The sequence below is a fragment of the Vibrio sp. STUT-A11 genome (assembly GCF_026000435.1).
Taxonomy (GTDB): domain Bacteria; phylum Pseudomonadota; class Gammaproteobacteria; order Enterobacterales; family Vibrionaceae; genus Vibrio.
In genome coordinates this window covers 1,393,872-1,417,547 of record NZ_AP026763.1, presented here as the reverse complement: position 1 = coordinate 1,417,547, position 23,676 = coordinate 1,393,872, and the positions used below count along the sequence as shown (strand labels likewise).

At 44.8% G+C, this 23,676-nt stretch carries 15 protein-coding genes and 3 pseudogenes; 9 read left to right on the top strand and 9 right to left on the bottom strand.

Features of this window, described 5'->3' with window-relative positions; all coding sequences use genetic code 11:
• Window positions 1-129: 129 nt before the first annotated feature.
• Window positions 130-952, bottom strand: a pseudogene (locus OO774_RS06790) (IS5 family transposase).
• Between the two features lie 791 nt (window positions 953-1,743).
• Window positions 1,744-1,902 (bottom strand): hypothetical protein, encoded by a 159-nt coding sequence (locus tag OO774_RS06785; protein ID WP_258489189.1) that lies wholly within the window; start codon window positions 1,900-1,902, stop codon window positions 1,744-1,746.
• Between the two features lie 305 nt (window positions 1,903-2,207).
• Between OO774_RS06785 and OO774_RS06780 the strand changes: the two genes are divergently transcribed.
• The 4 genes and pseudogenes from OO774_RS06780 to OO774_RS06765 all read left to right on the top strand — a co-directional run bounded on the left by OO774_RS06780 (window position 2,208) and on the right by OO774_RS06765 (window position 4,625).
• A complete protein-coding gene (locus OO774_RS06780; RefSeq protein WP_264905741.1) occupies window positions 2,208-2,792 on the top strand; it encodes an NAD(P)H-dependent oxidoreductase in 585 nt (194 codons plus the stop codon).
• 10 nt (window positions 2,793-2,802) lie between these two features.
• Window positions 2,803-3,369 (top strand): carboxymuconolactone decarboxylase family protein, encoded by a 567-nt coding sequence (locus OO774_RS06775; RefSeq protein ID WP_264905739.1) that lies wholly within the window; start codon window positions 2,803-2,805, stop codon window positions 3,367-3,369.
• Between the two features lie 19 nt (window positions 3,370-3,388).
• A pseudogene (locus OO774_RS06770) lies at window positions 3,389-3,979 on the top strand (sugar kinase); the annotation flags it as partial.
• A gap of 16 nt (window positions 3,980-3,995) precedes the next feature.
• Entirely contained in the window at window positions 3,996-4,625 is a 630-nt protein-coding gene (locus OO774_RS06765) for a bifunctional 4-hydroxy-2-oxoglutarate aldolase/2-dehydro-3-deoxy-phosphogluconate aldolase (protein ID WP_264905737.1), read from the top strand.
• A 369-nt stretch (window positions 4,626-4,994) separates the two neighbouring features.
• Here the strand turns inward: OO774_RS06765 and OO774_RS06760 are convergent, their stop codons facing one another.
• The 7 genes and pseudogenes from OO774_RS06760 to OO774_RS06730 all read right to left on the bottom strand — a co-directional run bounded on the left by OO774_RS06760 (window position 4,995) and on the right by OO774_RS06730 (window position 15,094).
• On the bottom strand, window positions 4,995-5,756 hold the full coding sequence (locus tag OO774_RS06760; RefSeq protein ID WP_264905736.1) for a DeoR/GlpR family DNA-binding transcription regulator: 762 nt from the start codon (window positions 5,754-5,756) through the stop codon (window positions 4,995-4,997).
• A 51-nt stretch (window positions 5,757-5,807) separates the two neighbouring features.
• Entirely contained in the window at window positions 5,808-6,206 is a 399-nt protein-coding gene (locus OO774_RS06755) for a VOC family protein (protein WP_264905734.1), read from the bottom strand.
• Window positions 6,206-7,540, bottom strand: coding sequence for an L-fucose:H+ symporter permease (fucP, locus tag OO774_RS06750; RefSeq protein WP_264905732.1), 1,335 nt, complete (start codon window positions 7,538-7,540; stop codon window positions 6,206-6,208). Before fucP ends, OO774_RS06755 begins: the two co-directional genes overlap by 1 nt.
• Window positions 7,533-9,065, bottom strand: a complete 1,533-nt coding sequence (locus tag OO774_RS06745) for an FGGY family carbohydrate kinase (RefSeq protein WP_264905730.1) — start codon at window positions 9,063-9,065, stop codon at window positions 7,533-7,535. The genes fucP and OO774_RS06745 overlap by 8 nt, the downstream gene beginning before the upstream one ends.
• A 103-nt stretch (window positions 9,066-9,168) precedes the next feature.
• Window positions 9,169-9,876: a deoxyribose-phosphate aldolase gene (gene deoC, locus OO774_RS06740; protein ID WP_264905728.1), complete on the bottom strand. Its 708-nt coding sequence runs from the start codon at window positions 9,874-9,876 to the stop codon at window positions 9,169-9,171.
• Window positions 9,877-11,251: 1,375 nt separating this feature from the next.
• On the bottom strand, window positions 11,252-12,625 hold the full coding sequence (melB, locus tag OO774_RS06735; RefSeq protein WP_264905727.1) for a melibiose:sodium transporter MelB: 1,374 nt from the start codon (window positions 12,623-12,625) through the stop codon (window positions 11,252-11,254).
• Window positions 12,626-12,974: 349 nt separating this feature from the next.
• A pseudogene (locus tag OO774_RS06730) lies at window positions 12,975-15,094 on the bottom strand (alpha-galactosidase).
• Between the two features lie 775 nt (window positions 15,095-15,869).
• Here OO774_RS06730 and OO774_RS06725 point away from each other — a divergent pair.
• From OO774_RS06725 to OO774_RS06705, 5 genes are all read left to right on the top strand, one after another.
• Window positions 15,870-17,111, top strand: a complete 1,242-nt coding sequence (locus tag OO774_RS06725) for a carbohydrate porin (RefSeq protein WP_264905725.1) — start codon at window positions 15,870-15,872, stop codon at window positions 17,109-17,111.
• A gap of 70 nt (window positions 17,112-17,181) precedes the next feature.
• Complete coding sequence (locus OO774_RS06720) at window positions 17,182-18,057, top strand: MalM family protein (protein WP_264905723.1); 876 nt, start codon at window positions 17,182-17,184, stop codon at window positions 18,055-18,057.
• 82 nt (window positions 18,058-18,139) lie between these two features.
• Window positions 18,140-21,229 carry a beta-galactosidase gene (locus OO774_RS06715; protein ID WP_264905721.1) on the top strand — a complete coding sequence of 1,030 codons (3,090 nt, stop codon included), beginning with the start codon at window positions 18,140-18,142 and terminating at the stop codon, window positions 21,227-21,229.
• A gap of 178 nt (window positions 21,230-21,407) precedes the next feature.
• On the top strand, window positions 21,408-22,415 hold the full coding sequence (locus tag OO774_RS06710; RefSeq protein ID WP_264905719.1) for a substrate-binding domain-containing protein: 1,008 nt from the start codon (window positions 21,408-21,410) through the stop codon (window positions 22,413-22,415).
• Between the two features lie 257 nt (window positions 22,416-22,672).
• Entirely contained in the window at window positions 22,673-23,671 is a 999-nt protein-coding gene (locus OO774_RS06705; protein WP_264905717.1) for a substrate-binding domain-containing protein, read from the top strand.
• Window positions 23,672-23,676: the final 5 nt, after the last annotated feature.

Below are 23,676 nucleotides of genomic sequence, written 5' to 3'. Positions count from 1 at the left end.
AAGTGCAAAATGCTTTGCATGTTTGCTTGCCATTATCTGTGTTTTTTCTTTTGTTTTTATTCACGTAAAGAAATGAGCTATGTTGCGTAATTCACTTTTGAAGCTGAATCGTCCTATTTCAGGTGAGCATCAACCAACACGACAAGTTTTAGGCATACCAAGCCCAGTAAGCTTATTCAACACTTTGACCATTGAGTAGGTTTCACCAACTTTTGCGTTGTAATTTCGTAGGCTTAATCGTCCTCCAAGTAACTGCTTCACACGATACATCGCTGTTTCAGAGAGCGAGCGTTTGTGATAGCCATCGCTCTTTCCAATGCTTGTTCGAACCGTATAACTTTTGACAACCAACCGCTAAGTTTCTTGGATGGCCTCGTTCCCAGAATGCCGCTTCCTCTCTTGGAGGGATAAGAGCAACGACTCGCTTAATACGGATTGCCGCGTGGCAATACTTCTGCATCAGTGACCGTTGACAAACTCAGTTCGGCGGCAATAATTTCGTGACTACTTGTATCCACTACAATATGTAACTTGCGCCACACTCTGCGTTTGCCATCGGTGCCATGTTTTTTGACCTCCTACTCGCCCTCACCATAAACCTTGAGACCTTTAGCATCGATAGCGAGGTGCTGCGGTCCTTTGGTTTTCGTTTTAAAACTCACATCAACCTCTTTGGCTCGGCGGCTGATACAGCTGTAGTATGGGGAACACAGTGGAACCAGAGCAAGTCGAAAAACGGAATCAATAAATCCTTGTGAAGCGTGAAGTGGCATTGAAAAAATACGCTTTACCATGAAAGCGGTTGCGATGGCTAAATCACTGACTTGTTCTGTTTCTCTTGCTTCCTCGAAGTTATCGCTTCTTCGTCAATCCACAACGTCAGAAGGTCACGGTTGATCAGAGATTGGTTGTATTGTTTCCAGTTGCTTATTTTGTAACGTGGTTTTGGCATGAAACTACAGACTTGAATGAATGTAGCCGATCAGGTCGTAAGCTGTTGGTTTAGTTCCATCGATTTACGCATCAAAGCCCCTCAGCCACTACAAGGCTTAAAGGCAAATTAGAACTTAAAAATGGATAAAAGCCATTTCCTAAACTCATTAAAAATAAATATGAACTATTTATGACTAGTTACTCAAGACAAAGAGAGCAAACAGAATAGGAAAAGTTAACTGCTTTACAGTTAACACTTCTATTCACTCCTCTTTTGGGTGCGACAACTTTTTCTCTTTTTTCTATATGAAATAATATTTTTCCTGTCGCACCTGAAGCCTTACAGCACAAGGACTGAGAGCACTTCCACACTTACACTTTTTAGAACAGCTTAAAAACACAAAAGACACCAGAAGGGATCAGCACAAGTAGAATTGAACTATGATGTTGGATAAAAACTATAACCACAGCAAATCGGACTAGCCCCCTGTGTTGTATATGGAATTCACGTTTGACACAAGGAAAAATTCTAAGAGTTAAGATGCGGGCATATATTCGGTCTCTCATTGAGGGAGCAACCCTCTAACCTATGATGGTTGCGCACCTACTTTCCTTCTCAGGATAACAGCTTTCTTAAAGAAGTATTTTCCACAGGGCCAAGTTCTCAGCAGGTTGGTCTTGCCCTTTTATGCATCATCATTGTATAAAATTGTTGCAGTTAATTAGTTTGCGATCAGTACTGGCGCATATTTTGTTTTGATGACGGAGCATCGCCCATGCAGTTCTGAGGGTTTGGTTCGCTAGTGCTATTCAGGCTTTTTTAAGGCCTAGTCTTTTCAACACTTTGAGCAACCACACATCTTTTTTCGTAACTGGCACCTCTGACAGCCGACTGATGTAAGCCATAGCGCAAAGGTATAATAGTAAGCGTAAATCTTTTGCACCACCATATTTGTCTATTCCCATCATGACAACTTTCCTACCAGTGCTGTTTAGGAGTGAGGCCTATGAATGCGGAAGCTTGCCTTCCATATAATTTTAATTGGCATACTTTGGTAACCTTAATTAATCAATCTACCAGCCCATTCATCCGATCCAAACTAAAAATATAATCATTATAAAACAATCACTTAAATGTCATTTAATTAGCATTTTCGGTGGTTACCAAAAGTTAACTAATTGAACTAGAAATGTAGGTAACCATAATAAACCGCAAGAGAACGAAATCATTCGTCGCTCTGTAAAACAGTCTAATCATTGAAGGGTTAATTATCATGAGTAACGTTCTAATCATTAACGCGCACGAGCCATCTCCATTTTCTGAAGGCAAGCTCAATGCGGCTTTGGTCGAGAAAGCTCGCGCCCAGTTAGAGTCAAAGGGTCACGAAGTTCGAGTGGTGGCTATGCAAGATAACATCGTAGTTGATGAACAATTGGCACATTTTGAGTGGGCGGACCGAGTCATTCTTCAGTCGCCTGTTAACTGGATGACGATCCCATGGTCTTTCAAGAAATACATGGATGATGTATTCACGGCTGGTATGGGCGGTGCCCTGTGTGCATTTGATGGCAGAACACCAGAGGAACCCAAGAAAAATTACGGTACTGGCGGCACCCGCACTCAAACTAAATACATGCTCTCGTTTACATTCAACGCACCTGCAGAGTCCTTTAATGACGATAGTGAGTACCTATTCCAAGGTCGTAGTGTTGATGACTTGATGTTCCACATGCATGCTAACTTCCGTTTCTTTGGTATGTCTGCATTGCCTACTTTTGCTTGCTATGACGTCATGAAAAACGCGGACATTGAGAGCGACTTTGCTCGCTTTGAAGCCCACCTAGACGCCAACTTCTAAGGAGATTATTATGAGCACTGAATTTACTTACTACAATGCAGAAACGGCCCCGGAAGAGTCTAAAGCTCTGGTAGAACAGTCTTTAAAAGGCTTCGGTATGCTGCCAAACCTGCACGCCGTTCTCGCTGAAGCACCGGCTACCTACGAAGCATACAACACCGTCTTCGACCTATTTATGAAGAACACGACGTTTAGCCCACTAGAGCAGCAAGTCGTCTTTATGACAGCAAACTTTGAAAATAACTGCCACTACTGCGTTCCAGGCCATACCTGGATGATGAAAGCGGGCAAAATGCCAGATGAAGTGATTGAAGCGTTGCGTGAAGGCACTGCTATTCCTGATGCGAAGCTGCAAGCACTGCACGACTTTACCAAAGCGCTGCTTGATAACCGTGGTCATATCGGTGATGAAAAACTGCAAGCATTTCTGGGCGCTGGCTTTACCAAACGCCAAGCTCTGGAAGTTCTGACTGGGTTGTCTGCAAAGCTTATTTCAAACTTCACCAACGCATTGGCACACACTGAACCAGATGCGCCGTTCCAAAAGTTTGCGTGGACGCACCCTAGCGAGCGTTAACCTGAACAAGTAGTAATCAATTGAGCAATCTCTGGCTAAGATGGATATGGTGTTCGTTAGTGGTATTAGTCTGGCCATTTTGCCGGAAGAAGATCGAAGCAAGCTATTGGCGTTGTTATCAAATCTTCGCAACCAAGGCGTCGAAATCTCATTTGATAGCAACTACCGCCCAGCCTTATGGCCCAATGATGAACTACAAAGCATAAAGGCAAACTATCAAGCCATGTATCAAGCGACTGACTTGGCCTTAGTCACGTTTGATGATGAGCAACTCATTTGGGGCGATAAAAAACCCCAAGATACACTTTCTCGACTACATAATCTTGGGATAACTAAAGTGGTGGTAAAGCTCGGTGAAGAAGGTTGTTTGGTTGGTGATAATACTAAAAACTGCAGCTACTCAATACCCACCATACCGGTTGATAACGTAGTAGATACCACATCTGCTGGGGACTCATTTAACGGCGGCTTCCTCTCATGTTACCTAGCTGACGGAACCCTAATACAATCATGCCAACGCGGGAATGCTCTTGCTGGCGTTGTCATTCAACACCGTGGCGCAATCATCCCTAAATCCGCCACAGATGTTGTGACCAAACAAAAGAATTAATGACAAAGGATTACTCATGTCTACTATCAATGAACAACTAAAAGCACTGAAAGTCATTCCTGTTATCGCTATCGATCAAGCAGAAGACATCATTCCTCTCGGTAAAGTACTAGCAGAAAATGGTCTGCCGGCAGCTGAGATTACCTTCCGATCGGATGCAGCCGTCGAAGCGATTCGCCTTTTGCGTAAGTCTCAACCAGACATGCTCATCGGTGCGGGTACTGTACTTAACAAAGAACAAGCGATTGCTGCAAAAGAAGCGGGCGCAACTTTTATTGTTTCTCCGGGCTTTAACCCAAATACCGTTAAAGTATGCCAAGAGATTGGCATCGAAATCGTACCGGGGGTAAATAATCCGAGTACGATTGAGGCTGCACTAGAAATGGGAATTACGACACTCAAGTTCTTCCCTGCGGAAGCATCAGGTGGCGTCATTATGGTGAAAGCTCTACTAGCTCCTTACGGCGACGTCCATGTCATGCCGACAGGTGGCATTAATCCTGGCAATATCAATGACTACCTTGCTGTTCCTCGTGTGCTGGCTTGCGGTGGTACTTGGATGGTTGATAAGAAGCTTGTTGAAGCGGGTGAATGGCAAGAGCTTGCTCGTTTAACACGTGAGGCTGTTCAGCTTGTTCAAAGCTAAAAGCAACACTCGGAATTAGACTATAAAGCACATATTTAATGCAGCAACGCGATAATAAAGATTAATTATACGCTTGCTGCATTTTTTGTTTTTTTAACTGAAGATTGAGTAATGCTATCATGATGTATGGAATCCACTCTTCCCCAGTCAACCCAAACTTAGCGGGATGAGATAAAAACTAAGGATTTCAACATGTTAACCAACTTAATAGCCACCGACTTGATAGACACCTTTTAGCTAGACATGGACCGCCACCGATCTCCTAGACAAATTTCGCCTATTCTTGGACAGCCACCGATTGGGGCAAAGGTGAGCCAGTGGTTAGCTAGCTCCACGATGAACAGGGATGTGCCAACCTATGAAATGCACTTAGAAATCATCAACAAGAAGCAGCTCGATGCTGTTATCTTCAAAGTGCTCTGTATTTTCAGGCAACCTGTCTGCAATCACAATATCGATGTCATCAAGTGTCGCGAATCGAGAAAAAGCTTTGCGTTCAAACTTATCGTTATCACAGCACATCACGACTTTGTTTGAGCGCTGCACCATCAAGCGCTTAGTTTGAGCAAGTTGGATATCTGCAGCGAATGCTCCCTCACCATTGAGACTATTGGTGCCCATAAAGGCAATATCAATATTGAGTTCACGAAGCATGGCGGAATAGTGATTATGGTAAGTACAGTGATAGCCTGTTTTCACAAAGCCACCTAAGAGAAACACTTGAATGTGAGGGGAGAGCTCTAGCAGCTTTGCGATGTCAAAATCGTTGGTTACCACGGTAAGACCACGATGATCTTGGATGTGTTTGGCGATGTGATAGGTTGTCGTCCCCGTATCTAACAGCACTGTTTGATAGTCTTTAATTAACTCCGTCGCCTTTTTGCCTATCGCTAGTTTCGCTAGTTCATTGATGCTTTGGCGAGTGTCTGAGTCGAGCTCATGATGGGCGTCGGTTTTGGCTAGTGCTCCGCCATAGGTTTTGATAAGAAGATCTTTATCTTCCAAAGCTTTCAGGTCGTTACGTATTGTTGCTTGGGTAACGGAGTAAAGCTCAGACAGCTCTTTGACCGAAACCTTTCCCACTTGGTTTAGCTGCTTAACAATTAACCCTTGGCGCTCTTCTGCAAACATACTCTTCCTCAAAAAATGTGGCGGGTTACCCCGCCACAACATCTTTATCGCTTAGTGAAACTCATCGAACTCGATACGCTCTCTATCTGGGCCTTCAATCATCATATAGGTCATCCCATTTTGACCAAAAGGCAGAGACGTTGGACCATCGACCAATGGTATATCAAGTTCTCCTAACAGATTTTGAACCTCTCCTAAGTTTTCCACTTTGATTGCCACATGGTTGATGGCACCTTCTCGCTTGCTCGTTGTTTCACCATGCAGCTGATAAAACTCCAATAACACGCCATTTTTTGTGGCAAACGCGATATGGTTCTTACCACCATTTCCACTATCAAGTTGATGGCGTTCTAAGATATCGAAACCCAGCTTTTGATAGAAGTTCACGCTTGTTTCAACATCCTGCACTGGGATACCAATATGGCCGGTGTAACTTTGAATATTATCCATTACAGACCTCGCTTGTTACAGTAGAAACCAAAGTAACCGATGTAAGCAAAACACACTGCAGGTAGAAGGAAAGCAATCTGCATGTTGCCGCTTAGCGCGTCAGAGATCATACCCATTAGAGGTGGGATAACTGCGCCGCCGCCGATGGTCATTACCACGAGTGAGCCGCCAAACTGCGTATCTTTACCCAAGCCTTTAACACATAGGCCGTAGTTTGTTGGGAAACATGGCGACATAAACAAGTTACATGCGATTAGAGCAAACAGAGACAGTTCTGATGGGTTAATCGCTGCGAACGTAATCAGTACAAAGTTGATGATACCGTAGATACCAAGCAGCTTTGAAGGCTCAAGACGCTTCATCATCGCTGTCGCAACTGCTTTACCAAGAGCGTAAAGCACCAGGCCCCCCATTAGGTAATTTGCCGCACTATGCTCTGTCATGCCCTGATAAATCATCTGAGCAAAGCGAATGGTGAATGACCAGATACCTACCTGAGCACCAACGTATAAGAACTGAGACATCAAACCTTTGCGGAAGTGTGGGATTTGCATCAGGCGACCAAAAGACTCTTTAATATCAACCTTTGGTTCATCTTGCACGGTTTCCGGGCGGCATGCTGGGAACTGAGTAAAGACGAAGATAGCCGCAATCACTAGAAGGAGCACGCCCATAAATAGGTACGGTGTTACCACCTGCTCTACCATTTCATGACGAATAACGTTTGCAGCTTCAGGTGCCATCGCAAGCAGTTCTTCGTGTGATACGTCTGACTCACTAAACACCAGCTGCTGACCAATGAAGATACCACCGAATACGCCAACAGAGTTAAACACTTGAGAGAAGTTGATGCGTTGTGTCGATGAATCAATTGGACCAAGTAGTGTTGAGTAGGTGTTACATGACGTCTCTAGGAACGCTAAGCCCGAGGATACAATCAGTAGACAGCCAAGGAACGCGCCGTAAGTCATCACATTCGCAGCAGGAATGAATAAGAAACAACCCAAAGCGTAAAGCGCCAAGCCCACAACGATGGCCGTTTTGTACGAGTATTTCTTCACGACCGTTGCGGCAGGAATCGCAAACGCAAAATAGCCAAAGAAGAATACCGACTGAACCAGGGCGGATTGAGTATCTGATAATTCAAAGCCTTTACGGAATTGAGGAATCAAAACATCATTCAAACTGCCCGCGATACCCCACAGAACAAACACCAAACAAACCATTAGGAATTTACCCCAAGGAATCGCCGGTAGGTAGCAACTGGTATCCAGTTCTACTGCTTCAACGTCTTCATTGGTTTTTGGTGCATCATTAATTGCTGTATTAGCCATGTTGTACATCCTTATTCAATTTTTCTGCTAACGAATCAAGCTGGTCTAAGCGGTTATAAAAGCGCTGTGAGGAGGTATAAAGATCGTCATATACCTCAAACATGGCTTGATAATGGTCGACCCATTCTGGGATCGGCAGGATTTCTTTATCGAAAGTGACGACGCGTTTCGCCGCTTGCTCAACCGAGTCAAACAAGCCCACACCAACACCGCCGAGCATTGCGCAGCCAAGTACACCATTCTCTTCAACATCAGTTTTCACGATGGGAACGTTGTAGGCCGACGCCTTGATCTGTAGCCAAAATTCATCTTTGGCACCGCCACCAGAAGCAATCATTTGCTCAACATTTCCAATCTGCTTCACCATCGAATCAAGGTTCTTCTTCGCAGCAAATGCCACACCTTCCATGACGGAACGGAACATATCGCCAAGTCGATGCTTACGAGATAAGCCAAAGAACTGCGCTCGAGAATTGTTGGTTTCAGAGTTCCGCTCACCAGTGAGGTATGGCAAGAACAGTAAGCTATTCGAACCAACAGGTGACGCTTTAGCTTTTGCCACCAAGTCTGCATAACCAATGTTGTTCTCTTGCAAAGCAAGGCGAGCCCAGCGCATAGCGTCACCGCCTGCATCAAGAATGCTAAACGTGCCCCAAGTAGGGTTCGCTAAGTGCAGGTTGTTTAGTAGTAGGTCTGCGGTTGGCTTTTCAGACACCACCGTAATCAGAGTGGATGTACCGGTACTATCCGATGCTTGACCAGACCGATACACACCAGAGCCTAACAAGGTCGCAGCCATATCGGATGTACCAGCGATAACAGGTACGCCTTGCGGAATTAAGGTGTCTTGAGAGGCTTGCTCACTTACTTGACCAATCACATTGGTAGCTAGGAAAATAGGAGGAAGAATCGATGCTGGGATGTTGAATCGTTTCAACATATCCGCATCATACTGACGACTTGCTTGATCCATCAGATAGAAACATGAGGCTTCACTGTAATCCGTGGCAACATTTCCAGTTAGTTTGAAGTTGATGAAGTCCTTTGGCATCAGCACTGTGTGCACTCGGCTCCAAACATCAGGTTGATTGTGCTGAACCCAACTCAGCTTGAACGCTGGCCATGCCGTTGTTGGTGGATTGTTTACAACGCTTACGAGCGCCGCAACGTCAAACTGGTTTGTAAAATCTTCTACCAAGCTTTCTGGGCGTTTATCGTTCCACAAAATGGCACGGTCATCCGCGAGCTCACCGTTTTTATCGAGCAAAACGGTGCCATGCATTTGCCCACAAACGGAGACGACGGCAATGTTGCTCACCTTCTCTTTGTGAAGAGTCAGCAGTTGTTTCACGCAAGTTTGGGCACCTTGCCACCACGATAATGGCTTTTGCTCAGACCAACCGGTTTTGGGAGTGATCTGATCGTGCTCTTGTTGGATTATTTCAATGATACGACCGGATTTTTCAACCAGAGCTGCTCTGGCACTACCGGTACCAATATCTATAGCTAATACTAAATCTTTCATTTATCGCACCTGTAGGGTAATTGTTTTGTTATTTAGGAGGCGATAGAGTCACTTATTACAAATGCCATGAATCGTATCGAAAATACGATTCATGGCATTGTGATTAGTCGTGATCTAATTCAGGGAATAATTGTGGGTTAGCTTCTAATTGCTCTAATACTTCTTTTGTCGTTTTGATGCTCAGACCAAAACGGCGCACACCCACTGAATATAATTGTTTGACCAATTCTAGTGAGCGAATGCCACCCGATGCTTTGAGCGCGATGCGGCCTTTTGCTTGATCGGCAATCATTGCGCAGTTTTCAACGGTTGCACCTGTCGGTGTCCAACCTGTTGCGGTTTTCATCCACGCCATGCCGGCATCAATTGCGATATCTGTTACTTTGCGAATCTGCTCTTCATTTAGATAATGAGTTTCTAAGATGGTTTTGATTGGCACAGGGTGCGCCGCTTTTACCGCAGCCTTTAGCTCTTGCTCAATGTAATCATAATCACCAGAAAGTACACGACCAACGTTAACAACCATATCCACTTCACGCGCACCGTCAGCAATTAACTGATGAATTTCAGCCACTTTTGTCGACGTTGCTACACCACCTGAAGGGAAGCCAACAGGGCCACCAATCATCACTTCTGGGTAGCCCTTTAGCTCTTCACATAGAAAAGAGGTCCAGTTTGGAAGCACATGGATAGAGATAATGTTGTACTGCTTTGCAAGCTCGGCACACGCCAGAATATCTTGTTCTGTGTTTTGAGCTTGGACAGCACTCAAGTCAATGAGTCTCGCCATATTGCGACATACACGATTCATTTTTCTTTCCTTTCGGTTATTTGTCTTTGGTTGTGTTCAATTAAAATCCAACACCAAAATAAAATAAATCGACGTCAATATTGAACGTGATTGGACGCATAACCCTACGCAGAACCAAAGAATTAATGTGACTTTGAGCACTACCTTTTTTGTTTTGCTCGGGGATTTATGTTTGAAACAAAAATGAAGTAAAAACAAAGAAGAGACATCGAAAGGAAGTAACAGAGAAGGATAATAAAAGATCTTGATAATTAGGGGGTTAAAGCGCTTTCCCCCTCAATGGTCGCAGATTCTGCCCGTGAGCCACATCATAAATGGAAGATCAATAGACTTTTGAGTAAATGCGTAAGCAACTTTGTGCAGGGTACATTAGAATAATCGCAATAAGTCGCTCTTAGCCCAATTAGTGCGAGCCCTGGGAAGCTATTACAAGGGAGCGTAGCACGTCTTGGGGCATAAATACGCCAGCCCGTTTGTGCAAGAACGGTGATCACCAAGCGATTCTGTCGTACCGTTTGTGCAAGAACCTCTTGAACAATTAGTTATTAGAGTTTGTCCAACAGGCTGTTGGACAATTAGACGCGATGGCAGTTGTTGCTGATAATGCAACAACTGAACTATCCCTTCGCTCAGGCAACTGTTGCAAATATTGCGACAGTTCAACTGCCGAGGAATACTCGATAGTTGATTTACAAGCAATGTGCATATTTTGCACATTAGATAGTTCTATCGCCAAAACAACGCGTTCTGAAACGGTTTGGGGCATAAATGAGCTAGCTCGTTGGAATGTCTTCTGTGGAATGTCTTCTGTAAAATGTCTTCGCCTTGCCTGCTTCGGATAACCTGAGTTTAGTTCAATCAAAGCTGGCGACTTTAATAAAATGCGATTTTAGAATGTGGGCCAAACCACGTCAGTCATGATTGTTATAGCTATTATCAATTCAAATAATCAACTTGACCAGCTCCCAACTTTCACATCCAACAAAAGGCTAGTGAGTCCTTACAATACTAAGATGACTTTGCAGACATCGGAAAATGTAAGTCAAATTACGTTCGAGCACGATTAGACTGCACCGTAATTACCAGCAATCCTCTTTAGCGGAAAACTCCAAGACTTCGTAGGTTGATATGCAGACTGCCGTTCAGTTAATTAGAATCAGTTTAATTAATCGACAAGGATAAACTAAACAACAGAAATGGAGGCCATATAAATGAAATTGCTACTCCGTACCACTACAGGCCTTGATATTTGCTAATTCATTCCATTTTAAAAAATGGGTCATTACAACAAAGGCATAACGCATCTAAAGAAACGGAAGGCTAAATAGCCTCCCGTTATAACTATAAACTTTTCGCCAACAGTACTTTGAAAAGACTAAGCTTCTACTGAAACACTTTCAACGCGTCCATTTGAGTGAGGCTCTTCTTTAATAAAGCCTTCGTGTAAGCGGTAGTAACGTCGATAAATAATACCGCTGATGATCATCATGATTGCAGGCAAACCAATCATCATAAATTCAAGCCCCATAATCGTGCTTTCTGATTGTTCAACGTTTGGTACATAGCCAACAATCGATAGACCGACACCAACAATGAAACCACCAGCTGCACCCGCGAATTTCACCAGCATGGTTTGTACTGAGAAAATAACACTTTCACTACGACGGCCTGTTTTGTGCTCACCATAGTCAACGACGTCAGCCAGCATTACCGTTTGCAGTGCGTTTGCAATGCCCACACCAAACTTAATCGCAGCACCAGCCATACCAATCATGAGCGCATTCGCTGGAGCAACAAACCCCATAACGAGCAGTAGTACACAAGAAACAACAGGAAAACCACATGCGATGAGCCATAAGTTTTTACGTGGAAGAGCCGCTGCGATACGAGGAAATAAGAATACACCAGCAACTTCAGCCACACCTGCTACCATCATGTACACGGGGAACAATTCAGCATCACCCAACGCGTAAGAGAAGTAGTAAATTGCAAAGCCACCAACCAAAAGGTTTGCGATTTGGAATGAAAGAACCGTACCGATCAAAGCTTTTAACTGGTCGTTTTTACCAATAATGGCCAGCACATCTTTGAAGTTAAATTTTTCTGCAGTTTTTGCGTTTGTAGGTGCAGCCTTTTCTTTTACGTTACGCGCAATCAGGAATGCACTCATAACAAACAGTACCGCAATCAGCATTGCCACGTTAAAGAAACCATCACCTTGGTTGCCGTTACCTAACTTACCCACAATATGTAAGCCATAAGTACCAGTGATGAACCAAGCAAGACTAGCGAATAAACGCGGCCAAACGACTAACTTTTCGCGTTCCTCGCGAGAGCTAGATAGCGCTGGAATCATTGACCAATAAGGGATGTCCATGATGGTGTAGGTTAGACCCCACAAGATGTAAGCCGCCGCAGCATAGATGTACAGTGCCGTACCTTCAAACATGTGAGTGCTGAAAAGACCAACCAACACAACCGCGTTTAATAACGTGCCGATCACAATCCATGGGCGGAATTTACCGAATCGAGAGCGCGTGTTATCAACGATCACGCCCATCATCGGGTCGGTGACTGCATCTACTATACGAGCCGCCAAGAAGATGGTACCAACAAATGCTGCAGACAAACCTGCCACATCAGTAAAGTAAAACATTAAGAAGATATAGATAGGAGCACAGGCAAAGTCTTTACCAAGTGCACCAAGACCGTATGAAGCCTTGGTCTGTAGCGTTATTTTATCAGACATAATCGTTCCTTAGTGCCGTACTGCCATGTATTCCCCTAACTAGAATCCATAACGTCGACGTATTGTATTTATATTTCGATGATAATGTTACTCACACAGATAATGCCTTACTGTGATCCATAACCACTTCATGGAAACGTTTACAAACAAGTTTTCAAAATGAGACATAGAGCAATAGTTTTGTCTTTTTATTTGGATGAATGATCATATTGTCTGTTATTTATCAACATCTTATAATTAAAGCCAATAAAAGGATTTTATGGATACGTTTTTAAGTGCACGCAAAAAGCCGCACAAACTTTACGTCTGTACGGCATGATAAAATAAATTAAGATCTGGCGATGCGGTGTTATGCGTTTACGCGTTCAAACTTCACCAACATCGCCGTTTCAGCATCTAAAATAGGCATGGTTAATCCCACTTCTGCACACCAAGCACCGGAGAGTTCGCAATCGGACTCTGTCCATAGGGGCTGATAATTAACGATATCATCGTAATTCGAAGGCTTATCTAACACAGAAACGCGATATATCCCCTCAGGATCCAACCCAGGAACTCGTAAATGTCCACTGAGTGAATTGGTCAGCATAGCAAGCTGAGCGATCATTACCACGGCCTCGGATTGATCCTCGGCAACAACCGCATGGATTTGATGTGCTTTATCATCCGTTGGTACTCGCCATGTTCTGCCACTGTGTAGCAACGGACGCAATACTTTGTGTAGCCTGATGTAACGCTCAAACCCCTGCTTTTCTTGTTGTTCTTCTTTCACTGGATCGAGCTCGATACCCATGTGACCAAACAGAGCGGTTAGCCCGCGAAATTCAATACAGTGACGACGACGCGTACTGTGACAATGACTGGCTCCGATATGGCTTCCCATCACTTCAGGTGGGAAGAAGTAGCTCATACCGCGTTGAATGCTTTGACGTTCAAGCGCGTCATTGTTGTCTGAAGCCCAGAAACGATGGGTACGCTTTAGTACTTCATAATCAATACGGCCGCCACCAGCCGCACAAGATTCGATCTCAACTTGTGGATGTTTTTCACGTACTTTATCCACTAACTCATAGTAGCGTCGAGTTTGATTGTGCGCTGCCGCTCGACCAAGGTGACCAGGCTGAACAACTTCACGGTTCATATCCCACTTGATATAAGCAATGTTGTAAGTTGACAGGAAATGATCCAATCTTTCGAACAAGAAGTTAAAGGCATCATCATTTTGCAGGTTAATCACATACTGGTTGCGACCTGTCGGCTGATCGTATCCATCGACTGCAAGTAACCAATCTGGATGCATGCGGTACAAGTCAGAATCTTTGTTGATCATTTCTGGTTCGAACCACAAACCAAACTCCATACCTAGTACATTTACGTGGTCAACAATCGGTTGCAAACCATTTGGGTACTTGGATTCACATAAGAACCAATCCCCTAACCCTGCTTTGTCGCCATTGCGACCTTTGAACCAGCCGTCATCAATAATGAATCGCTCTACCCCCATTTCTGCCGATTGAGTGGCCATCGACATGATGTATTGCGGATCATGGTCGAAGTAAATACCTTCCCATGTATTCAAGTGAATCGGACGAGGCTTGTCGCTAAAGTTGCTTGGCAAAATCGCATCGCGAACGTGAGAATGGAAGTGATGGCTCATGCCATTCAAACCTGCACTGCTGTGGCTTGCGTACAGCCAAGGCGTAGTCACGCTTTCACCTTCTTCCAGCGCTACTTCACCCGGTAGATAAATCACCTCTGCCTGCATGTAGCGGCGTCCATCAGCTTTCACATCCGCGCGCAATCTGTGGTTTCCACTCCAGGCAAAGTGGAATCCCCATACGTCACCATTCATTTCATCAAAGTGAGCCGTACCAGCAACAAGTGCAGGGTAATGCTCATGAGAGGTACGACCGCGGCGGTTTTCTTGTTGGTACCCCCCTGAGTTAAAGGTTGACGGACAGTCTGGAACTCATGTACCCAGCGTCCGTAATACGTCATCAACTCATTTGCTCTCGCTGGCAACGGAAGTGTATTAGCAAGACGATTGACATGATACGTCCCCGCTTTGATGTTGGTTAGCGTGTGACGGGTCTTGACCACATCATGCTCATCCATCTGCAAAATGGTCTTTAAGCGCAGGCCAGCAATAGCGTCTTCACTCTCGATAGCAATGCAGTTTGTACTCGGTTCGATTCGGGTAATGACAAATACGGGCGCCCAATCCTGCCCATCGCGATGACCTTCCACCCCTGGGCTACTGAACACTCCGCGACCAAGCTCAGGATTCAGAGTCATGGATACGTCTTTATCTAAACGTCCATAAGGTACCGGACGTTGCAGAGTGACACGATAACCTTCCAGATCACCGCTTACCTTCTGTCCCCAATGTAGGATCTCCGCATACTCACCCAACTCTACGATCAGTTGAGTCTGTTTACCTGCTAGCTCAATCAGCGTTTTTTCCGTCATCTTGTCTTACCTTGAAACTGAAATTTACGTCGCATCATAATGAAAAGAACAAAATAATCTGTGAGCCAGCCCCAAATCATGGAAACGTTTACAAATAAGTTTTTCATACTGAGGCGAGCGTCATTTGGCCTAATACCCTCTTATATTTAACTCAAATCAGAAAGAGAATGTAAGATTTTATTGTTGTAAAATTTGACAGAAAAACACAATAACCAATTGTAATTAAAGCAAAAAAATCTATATAACTTACAGACAAATATGCAAATAAGCCTAAAGACCACGCAGTTAAACCTTCAAACTCTTGCAGTGATCAAGCGACACTCGTATTCTTAATGCTTCGAGATTCATAATGAAGTGTCTCTCTTGGGTCCTAACTTTATATCCCAGCTTGACAATTCAGCGCGCCGCCGTGTGCATTACGCCGCGAACGACTTGTTGTTTATACTTCCTTGTCTCATATGCCCAATTGAGTTCAGTTGGGCTCTCTTTCATCCTATTGCACTCACCAAAACCCTCCCTGAAAACTTGCCTTCCTAACAACCCAAGCAACATACGCCATCAACCCGTAAACGCTTCCACATAAAACACGTCAAAACCCCATTAAAATAAGCCAATAAAGCGATCTAAATCACACTAAATAGCAATAACATCACCATTTAGACAAAAATGCCAATCCGATCATGAAAACGTTTCCATAGTTTATTTACACTGCTCGCCGAGTTAGGACTCAAATAAAAAAATAAATCCATAAATAAAAATAGAATGGAGACACTTCATGAAACAAAAGACGCTTGTAAGAGCGCTTGGGATTACCCTTGCCCTAGCACCGCTTGCTAGTATGGCTGCAGTGGAAAACGTGACCTACTTTGGCTACGCCAAATGGGGCAATATCTACACCGATAATGACGAACACAACGATGGTAAAGGCGAACGGAACGACGTGATTCGTGCAGGCCAAGGTTATGGTAATTACCGTTTGGGTAATGAGCTGAACTGGTGGGAAGCGGGGGTAAAAGCCGACGTATGGCAACAAGGCGATGCGTACTTTGATACCACTCTTTACCTTGGCAGTGGTGAAAGCTGGGGTGACGTGAGTGTGATCCAAATGTGGTCAGCCGGTTACGGACTGTTTGACGGCCAAGAAAATGCTTCCATCTGGGCGGGTGAACGTTTCTACCGCCGTCATGAAGTACATATGATCGACATTAAATACTGGGATACCTCAAGTACTGGTATCGGTATTGAAAACTGGGATCTCGGTTTTGCTAAAGGCCATTTTGCATGGATGGCGCCAAATTCAAGTGCAGATGGACGTAGCTTACACAATCTGGATGCACGCTTGAGTGGCATCGAATTAAGCGACAGCGCGGATCTTACCGTCGGTCTAAACTATGTTTTCACCCAAAATTCAAGCTACGACGAGAGTGACATCACCACTTCTGGCGCAATGTTTTCTGCACTTTATCGTCAAGCCTGGAACTATGGTTCAAACACATTTGTATTCCAATACGGCACTGACGCACTTGCCGGTGGTTTAATGAGTGCAGAAGGCGGTTCTAATCGTAAATACAGCACCGGAGTAGAACACGATGGTTACAGCTGGCGAATTTTTAACTCGGGTGATTTTAACGTCAACGAAGATTTCCAAGTGATGTACTCCATCGCCTACCAAGATAAAAACCTGGATAACAACGAGGGCGAAAAGTGGTTTAGCGTGGGTGCCCGAACTCAATACAGCTGGACAAAATACATGGCGACCGCACTAGAAGTGGGTTACGAGTCAGTAGAAGCACAAAACGGCGCAGGCACCAACGATATGTACAAAGTCACGCTGGCGCAGATGTTCCAGGCTGGCAAAGGGGTTTGGGCTCGTCCATCTCTGCGTTTATTCGCAACATACTCAGAAAAAACCGATGAATGGAACCGAGGCGGTGACGTTTATGGCGACTCTCAAAGCATAAGCAAGAGCGACGTAGATGAAGTGACATTCGGCTTTAACGTCGAAACATGGTGGTAATGCACCAAAGCTACTATTTTTGAACGCAATGGGGTGAGAGGTTTGCTCACCCCGTAAAAGGACAAAACCGATGAAATTAAAACCGTTGGCAACTCTACTTATGGCACTGTCTCTTGGTGCGTGTAGTAGCTTACCAGAACAAACTTTCAATACTGACTTCAACACTCAGGCTTGCTGCTCATCAATCAACGCTCTGCCCCTAACGGCATTGTCGACGCCTTTCCACCAGCAAGTCGTTATGGACGCCAATTTGCCCACATTGAGTGCCGCGGCTTTATCGGGTTCAGAAACCGCTTCATCACAAGCACTTCCTGTAACGGGCTACCGAATCACCGTAGATACGCCTTTCTCACTGTTAGTTCGCTCTTATATCGATAACAATTCACTATTTGCTGCGAACATTCGCGTTTATGACGGCAATTGGCAGCTAATTTCTGACTACTCAGCTGAAACGTTTGACTACCAAACGACCGGAATGCGCGGATTAGAACGCATTGAAAGCGTCGTCACTATCAATCCACAACTGAATGGCGCGAAATACATTGTTATCGCGTCAAATAATGCCCTGCTTGGTAAAGAGTTAACCCGCACTCATCCCGAACAAGTCTACGCAGATTCACAAAATATTATTGGCAACAAGCAATTACCTCTCACAGCGGAATACCAACCATTTGGCGTAATTGACGTTACCACCAGTGCGTCGGACAATAATGCGGTACTGACACTTTTGGCAGAGCTCGGCAAGAATCCTGATGCTCAACAACAAGTGGAAGTTGCACACGGGTCAGTATCAGAATCACCACAAGCTTGGTCGCACTACCGTGAACAAATTGATGCAGCTCTGGAAGAGAACAACGTAAAACAAGCAGCAGAAATCGCAAATAAAGCCGAAGAGCAAGGCATTACCCAAGCAAAAGACTATCTCGTGCAGCAGTTAGCTAAATAGCGAGACAAATACAGAGATTTATCATTACGCGCGTGATGGACGTAGTGAAACAAGATTAGTTATAAAAAATTAAGTAGGAAACATGATGGCATTTTCAGATATTATTCAACGACGCGATTGGGAAAACCCACAATCAGTGAACATTCACTGCATGAAAGCACATAGTCCGCTTTCTAGCTATCGCAATATTGACCATGCCCGTGACGATATTCAAGCTCAGCGACAATCTCTCAATGGTCAGTGGAAGTTTAAGCTGTTCGAAGCGCCAGAGCAGGTCGACGGTGAGTTCATCGAAACACACTTCAATGATACCCATTGGGATGACATTACTGTTCCTTCAAACTGGCAGATGCAAGGTTACGACAAGCCTATTTACGCCAACGTCAAATATCCATTTGAGGTGAAACCTCCGTTTGTACCAGCAGACAACCCAACCGGATGTTACCGCACAACGATTTCTCTTACTGACGAAGAACTGACAAATACACAACGCATCATTTTTGACGGCGTTAACTCAGCTTTCCATTTATGGTGTAACGGTAAATGGGTTGGCTACAGCCAAGATAGCCGCCTTCCAGCTGAATTCGACCTCACACCTCATTTGGTCTCAGGAGAGAATAGTCTCGCAGTCATGGTGATCCGCTGGAGTGATGGCAGTTACTTAGAAGATCAGGATATGTGGTGGTTAAGCGGTATTTTCCGCGATGTGACTTTATTAGCTAAACCACAACACTGTATTGAAGATGTGTTCATCACTCCGGATCTGGACGCCTGCTATCGCGATGGTTCTTTGTCTGTCGTGACCCATATTTCAGCGCCAGACACATACCAAGTTCAGGTTCAGTTATTTGATGGCGAGCAAGCCGTCACGAAACCTCGTATCGACACGCCAAATAATCGCCGGATTGACGAGCGCGGTTCATGGAATGACGTTGTGTTTCAAACCCTGCACGTTAATGATCCGCAAAAGTGGACAGCAGAAACACCAAACCTATATCGCCTTGTTGTCTCTCTACTGGACGAAAACGGCACACATCTGGAAAGCGAAGCCTACCAGGTTGGTTTCCGTAAAGTTGAGATCACCGATGGGCAACTGAAGTTAAATGGTCAACCACTGTTGATTCGCGGCGTGAACCGCCATGAACATCACCCAGAGCTCGGACATGTGATGACCGAGGAAGACATGGTTCGCGACATCTGTTTAATGAAACAGCATAACTTTAATGCGGTGCGTACTTCCCACTACCCGAACCACCCTCGTTGGTACGAGTTGTGTGACCAATACGGCTTATATGTGTGTGATGAAGCAAACATTGAGACTCATGGCATGCAGCCGATGAACCGCCTGTCGAGCGATCCTCAGTGGGCAAACGCCTATATGAGCCGCTACACGCAAATGGTCATGCGCGATAAGAACCACGCATCTATCATTATCTGGTCTTTGGGTAATGAATCTGGTCATGGCAGCAACCATAACGCCATGTACGCCTGGTCTAAAAACTACGACCCATCACGTCCTATCCAGTACGAAGGTGGCGGCTCAAATACTACGGCTACCGACATCATTGCGCCAATGTATGCACGTGTTAATACGGTAATCGAAGACGAAGCGGTACCTAAGTGGCCGATCAAAAAATGGATTTCATTACCAAATGAAACACGTCCTCTTATCTTGTGTGAATACGCTCATGCGATGGGCAACAGTTTAGGTAGCTTTAACGAATACTGGGATGCTTTCCGCGAGTTTCCTCGCCTACAAGGCGGCTTCATCTGGGATTGGGTAGACCAGGGTTTGAGTCAATGGGATGAAAATGGCAAGCACTTCTGGGCATACGGCGGTGACTTCGGCGATGAAATTAATGACCGCCAGTTTTGTATTAACGGGCTGATATTCCCTGATCGCACCGTGCATCCAACATTAGAAGAAGCAAAATATTGCCAGCGCATGATCACAGTGTCTCTCCAAGAGCAAACAAAAGAGCGTTGTAATCTGCTAGTCAACAATGAAAACCTTTTCCGCTCCACAGATAATGAACAGCTGAACTGGTCACTATTGGAAGACGGCAAAGTGATTCAGTCTGGCTCAGCACAGCTTGATATCGAAGCCAATAGCCAAGCCCTGTTGGAAATCGAACTAAGCTTCAAACCAAAAGCAGGCGCTGTGTATCACTTAAACACGGACATTACCTTAATCAAAGAGACACCATGGGCTCCTGCGGGTCATGTTTGCGCGACAGAACAATTTTCTGTGCGTAACTACGCGGGTCTGGTGATACCTAAACTGGAACCCAAACTAATTCCGTCTTTGATTCAACAAGATAACGCAATTTTGGTGGTTAGCTTAGACGAGAAGTATCAATGGCGCTGGGATCGCCACACTGGCTTACTGGTTGATTGGCAAGTAGAAGGCAAAGCGCAGATGCTGGCAGCGCCGCAAGACAACTTCTTCCGTGCTCCGCTGGATAACGACATTGGCGTCAGTGAAGTTGACAACGTCGATCCTAACGCTTGGATATGCCGATGGGACATGGCTGGTATTGGTCAGTGGGAACGTGAATGTGTCTCCTGCCAAAGCGAGACACTTGAGCAGGCCGTACAAGTGACCTCTATCTATGCCTACCACTTCAATGGAGACGTGCAGGCTATCACAACCTGGGTTCATACCCTAAACAATGATGGCAAAATGCAACTCGACGTTGAGGTTAAACTAGCGGATAACTTACCGCCTATGCCACGTATTGGTTTGGAAATGCAATTACCACTACAAGAGCAAAATACCACGGTAACGTGGCAGGGTTTAGGTCCGTTTGAGAACTATCCGGATCGTTTATCTGCTGCGCGATTCGGTCTGCACACTCAAACATTGGACCAAATGCACACACCTTACATCTTCCCTACCGACAGTGGCTTGCGCTGTGGTACCCGGAATTTAGAAATTAACGAGCTGAGCATTTCTGGTGATTTCCAATTTAGCGTTAGCCAATATGCACAGCACGCTTTGGCAGAAGCGAAGCACACCAATGAGATAGACAAAGAAGAAAAGGTTTATCTGCGTCTGGATCATCAGCATATGGGTGTAGGTGGTGATGACTCTTGGAGTCCGAGCGTACATAAGGAATTCCAGCTTACTGACAATCACTATGCATACCGAGTATCGTTTCAGCCCGCTTAGTAAGGCGAGCTAGACCCTTTATCATTTCAATCCCCAAACTCCGGTTTGGGGATTTTTTATTCAAATAAACCCATAATGAGTACAAAACCTTGAAACACCGTCACTATTCTTATCTCACTAATTGAGTTCCTACTGCCTTCATAGTTAAATAGCTGAAATTAAAGATTCTGAGTTCCCTATGGCTACCATTAAAGACGTCGCAAAAGAAGCCGGTGTTTCGATTGCTACCGCATCACGCGTTATAAATAACGCCCCTCACACCAGTGAAGCTGCCATTGTTGCAGTGAAAGAAGCAATGGAAAAACTGGGTTATCGTCCGAATGCCAATGCTCGAGCTTTGGTCAGTAAATCTTCGAATGCGATTGGTGTGTTAGTCAACGACGTTTCCGCCCCTTTCTTTGGCACGATGGTTAAAGCCATCGATACCATCGCTAGTGAACAAGAAAAACAACTTCTCATCGGCAGTGGCTATCACGATGCGACCAAAGAGCGGAACGCAATAAACTTGCTGATTAACAGCCAATGTGAGTCTTTAGTCGTTCACAGTAAAGGGATGAGCGACTCAGAGCTCTGCAAGTTAGCAAAGGAAATTCCGGGTATGGTGTTAATCAACCGTATTGTTCCGGAGATTGCCTCTCGCTGTATTGCATTAGATAACCGTAAAGGCTCTTACATCGCTACCGAGCATTTGATTCGTAATGGTCACAGGCATATCGGCTACATTTGCTCCAGTCACGATATTGAAGATGCTCGCGACAGACGAGAAGGTTATCTGGACGCTCTGCGTGACAATGGCCTCGAAATCCGTGAAGAATATATTGAATATGGCGAACCCGATGAAACCGGTGGTGAGCAAGCCATGGTGAATCTAGTAGCGAAGAACCTTCCAATCACTGCCGTCGCTACCTACAACGATTACATGGCTGCAGGCTGTATGACTCTGCTACAAGAGAATGGCATTTGCATCCCCGAAGATATGTCTGTAATTGGTTTCGATGATGGTCACATCGCGCGTTACATATACCCTCGCCTTACGACTATCCGTTACCCGATTCAGGTTATGGCAAACGAAGCTGTAAAGCTTTCGCTGAAGTTAATCAACAAGGAATCCATAGAAAGTACAGAATTTAAACTGTTTATACCAATATTAGTGAAGCGCTCTTCTGTAAGCTGTATAGAGAGCTAATATCACCGAGCAATTTCATCAATGTTGATCACTGTTTTTCGTACTTATCTCTACCTAACATGACCTCATATACCTGAAAAGTGATCAAGATTTATTTTTCACCGACACTATAATGTAAACGCTACCACAATATTAGCTATTTAAAATATAAGTGATAAAATCCAAAGCTTACAACCCAAACCTACTGGTTAATTTAAGTTGTTACATAACGGGGTTTCATACTTCCAGTTAAAATTTTTAACCACTAAAGGTTCTATATGGCAACGATTAAGGATGTGGCGAAAGAAGCACGAGTTTCGGTCGCAACCGTTTCACGTGTGTTAAACAAGTCACCTAAAGCAAGTCAATCATCAATCGATGCAGTGACCAAAGCGATGGGCAAGTTAGGCTACCGACCCAATGCAGCAGCCCGTGCACTGGTAAGCCAAAGCACTGAGACGATGGGTGTTTTAGTCAGTGATGTGTCCGACCCATTCTTCGGCACACTGGTCAAATCAGTCGATAACGTCGCGCGTGAAAATGGCAAACATATCCTTATTGGTAACGGTTACCACAATCCTGAAGATGAGCGCCAAGCCCTGGAATTGCTAATCAATAGTCGTTGTGATGCAATCGTCATCCACTCCAAAGGACTGTCTGATAAAGAACTGATTGGTTACGCCAAAGAGGTAAAAGGCATGGTGCTGATCAATCGGCATATTCCCGAGTTAGCCAGTCGTTGTATTTCCCTTGATAACCGCAAAGGCGCATTCTTAGCAACGGAATATTTGATTCGTCACGGGCATCGAAAAATAGCTTGTATCACCTCTGCTCAGGATATTGAAGATACAGATGAACGCCTGCAAGGTTATCTGGATGCACTAAAAGAACATGGCATTGAGCTATCAAAAAATTATATCGAGTACGGTGAGCCAAACAGTGATGGCGGTGAAGTTGCGATGACGAATCTGTTAACCAAATCTTTGGAGATGACTGGCGTTGTCGCCTACAACGACTATATGGCAGCGGGTGCGTTGTCAGCATTAGATCAAAACGGCATTGAAGTACCCAGTAAGATATCGATGGTGGGGTTTGATGATGGCTTAATTGCACGCTTTGTTCATCCTCGCCTCACCACAGTTCGCTATCCAATCGAGATGATGGCTGAACGTGCTGCCCGCTTAGCTTTAGCACTGTCACGTGATGAACAGGTTGAAGATGAAACTATTATTTTCAGCCCAACATTAGTGCGCAGAAATTCTGTTGAGCGTTGTTGATTATC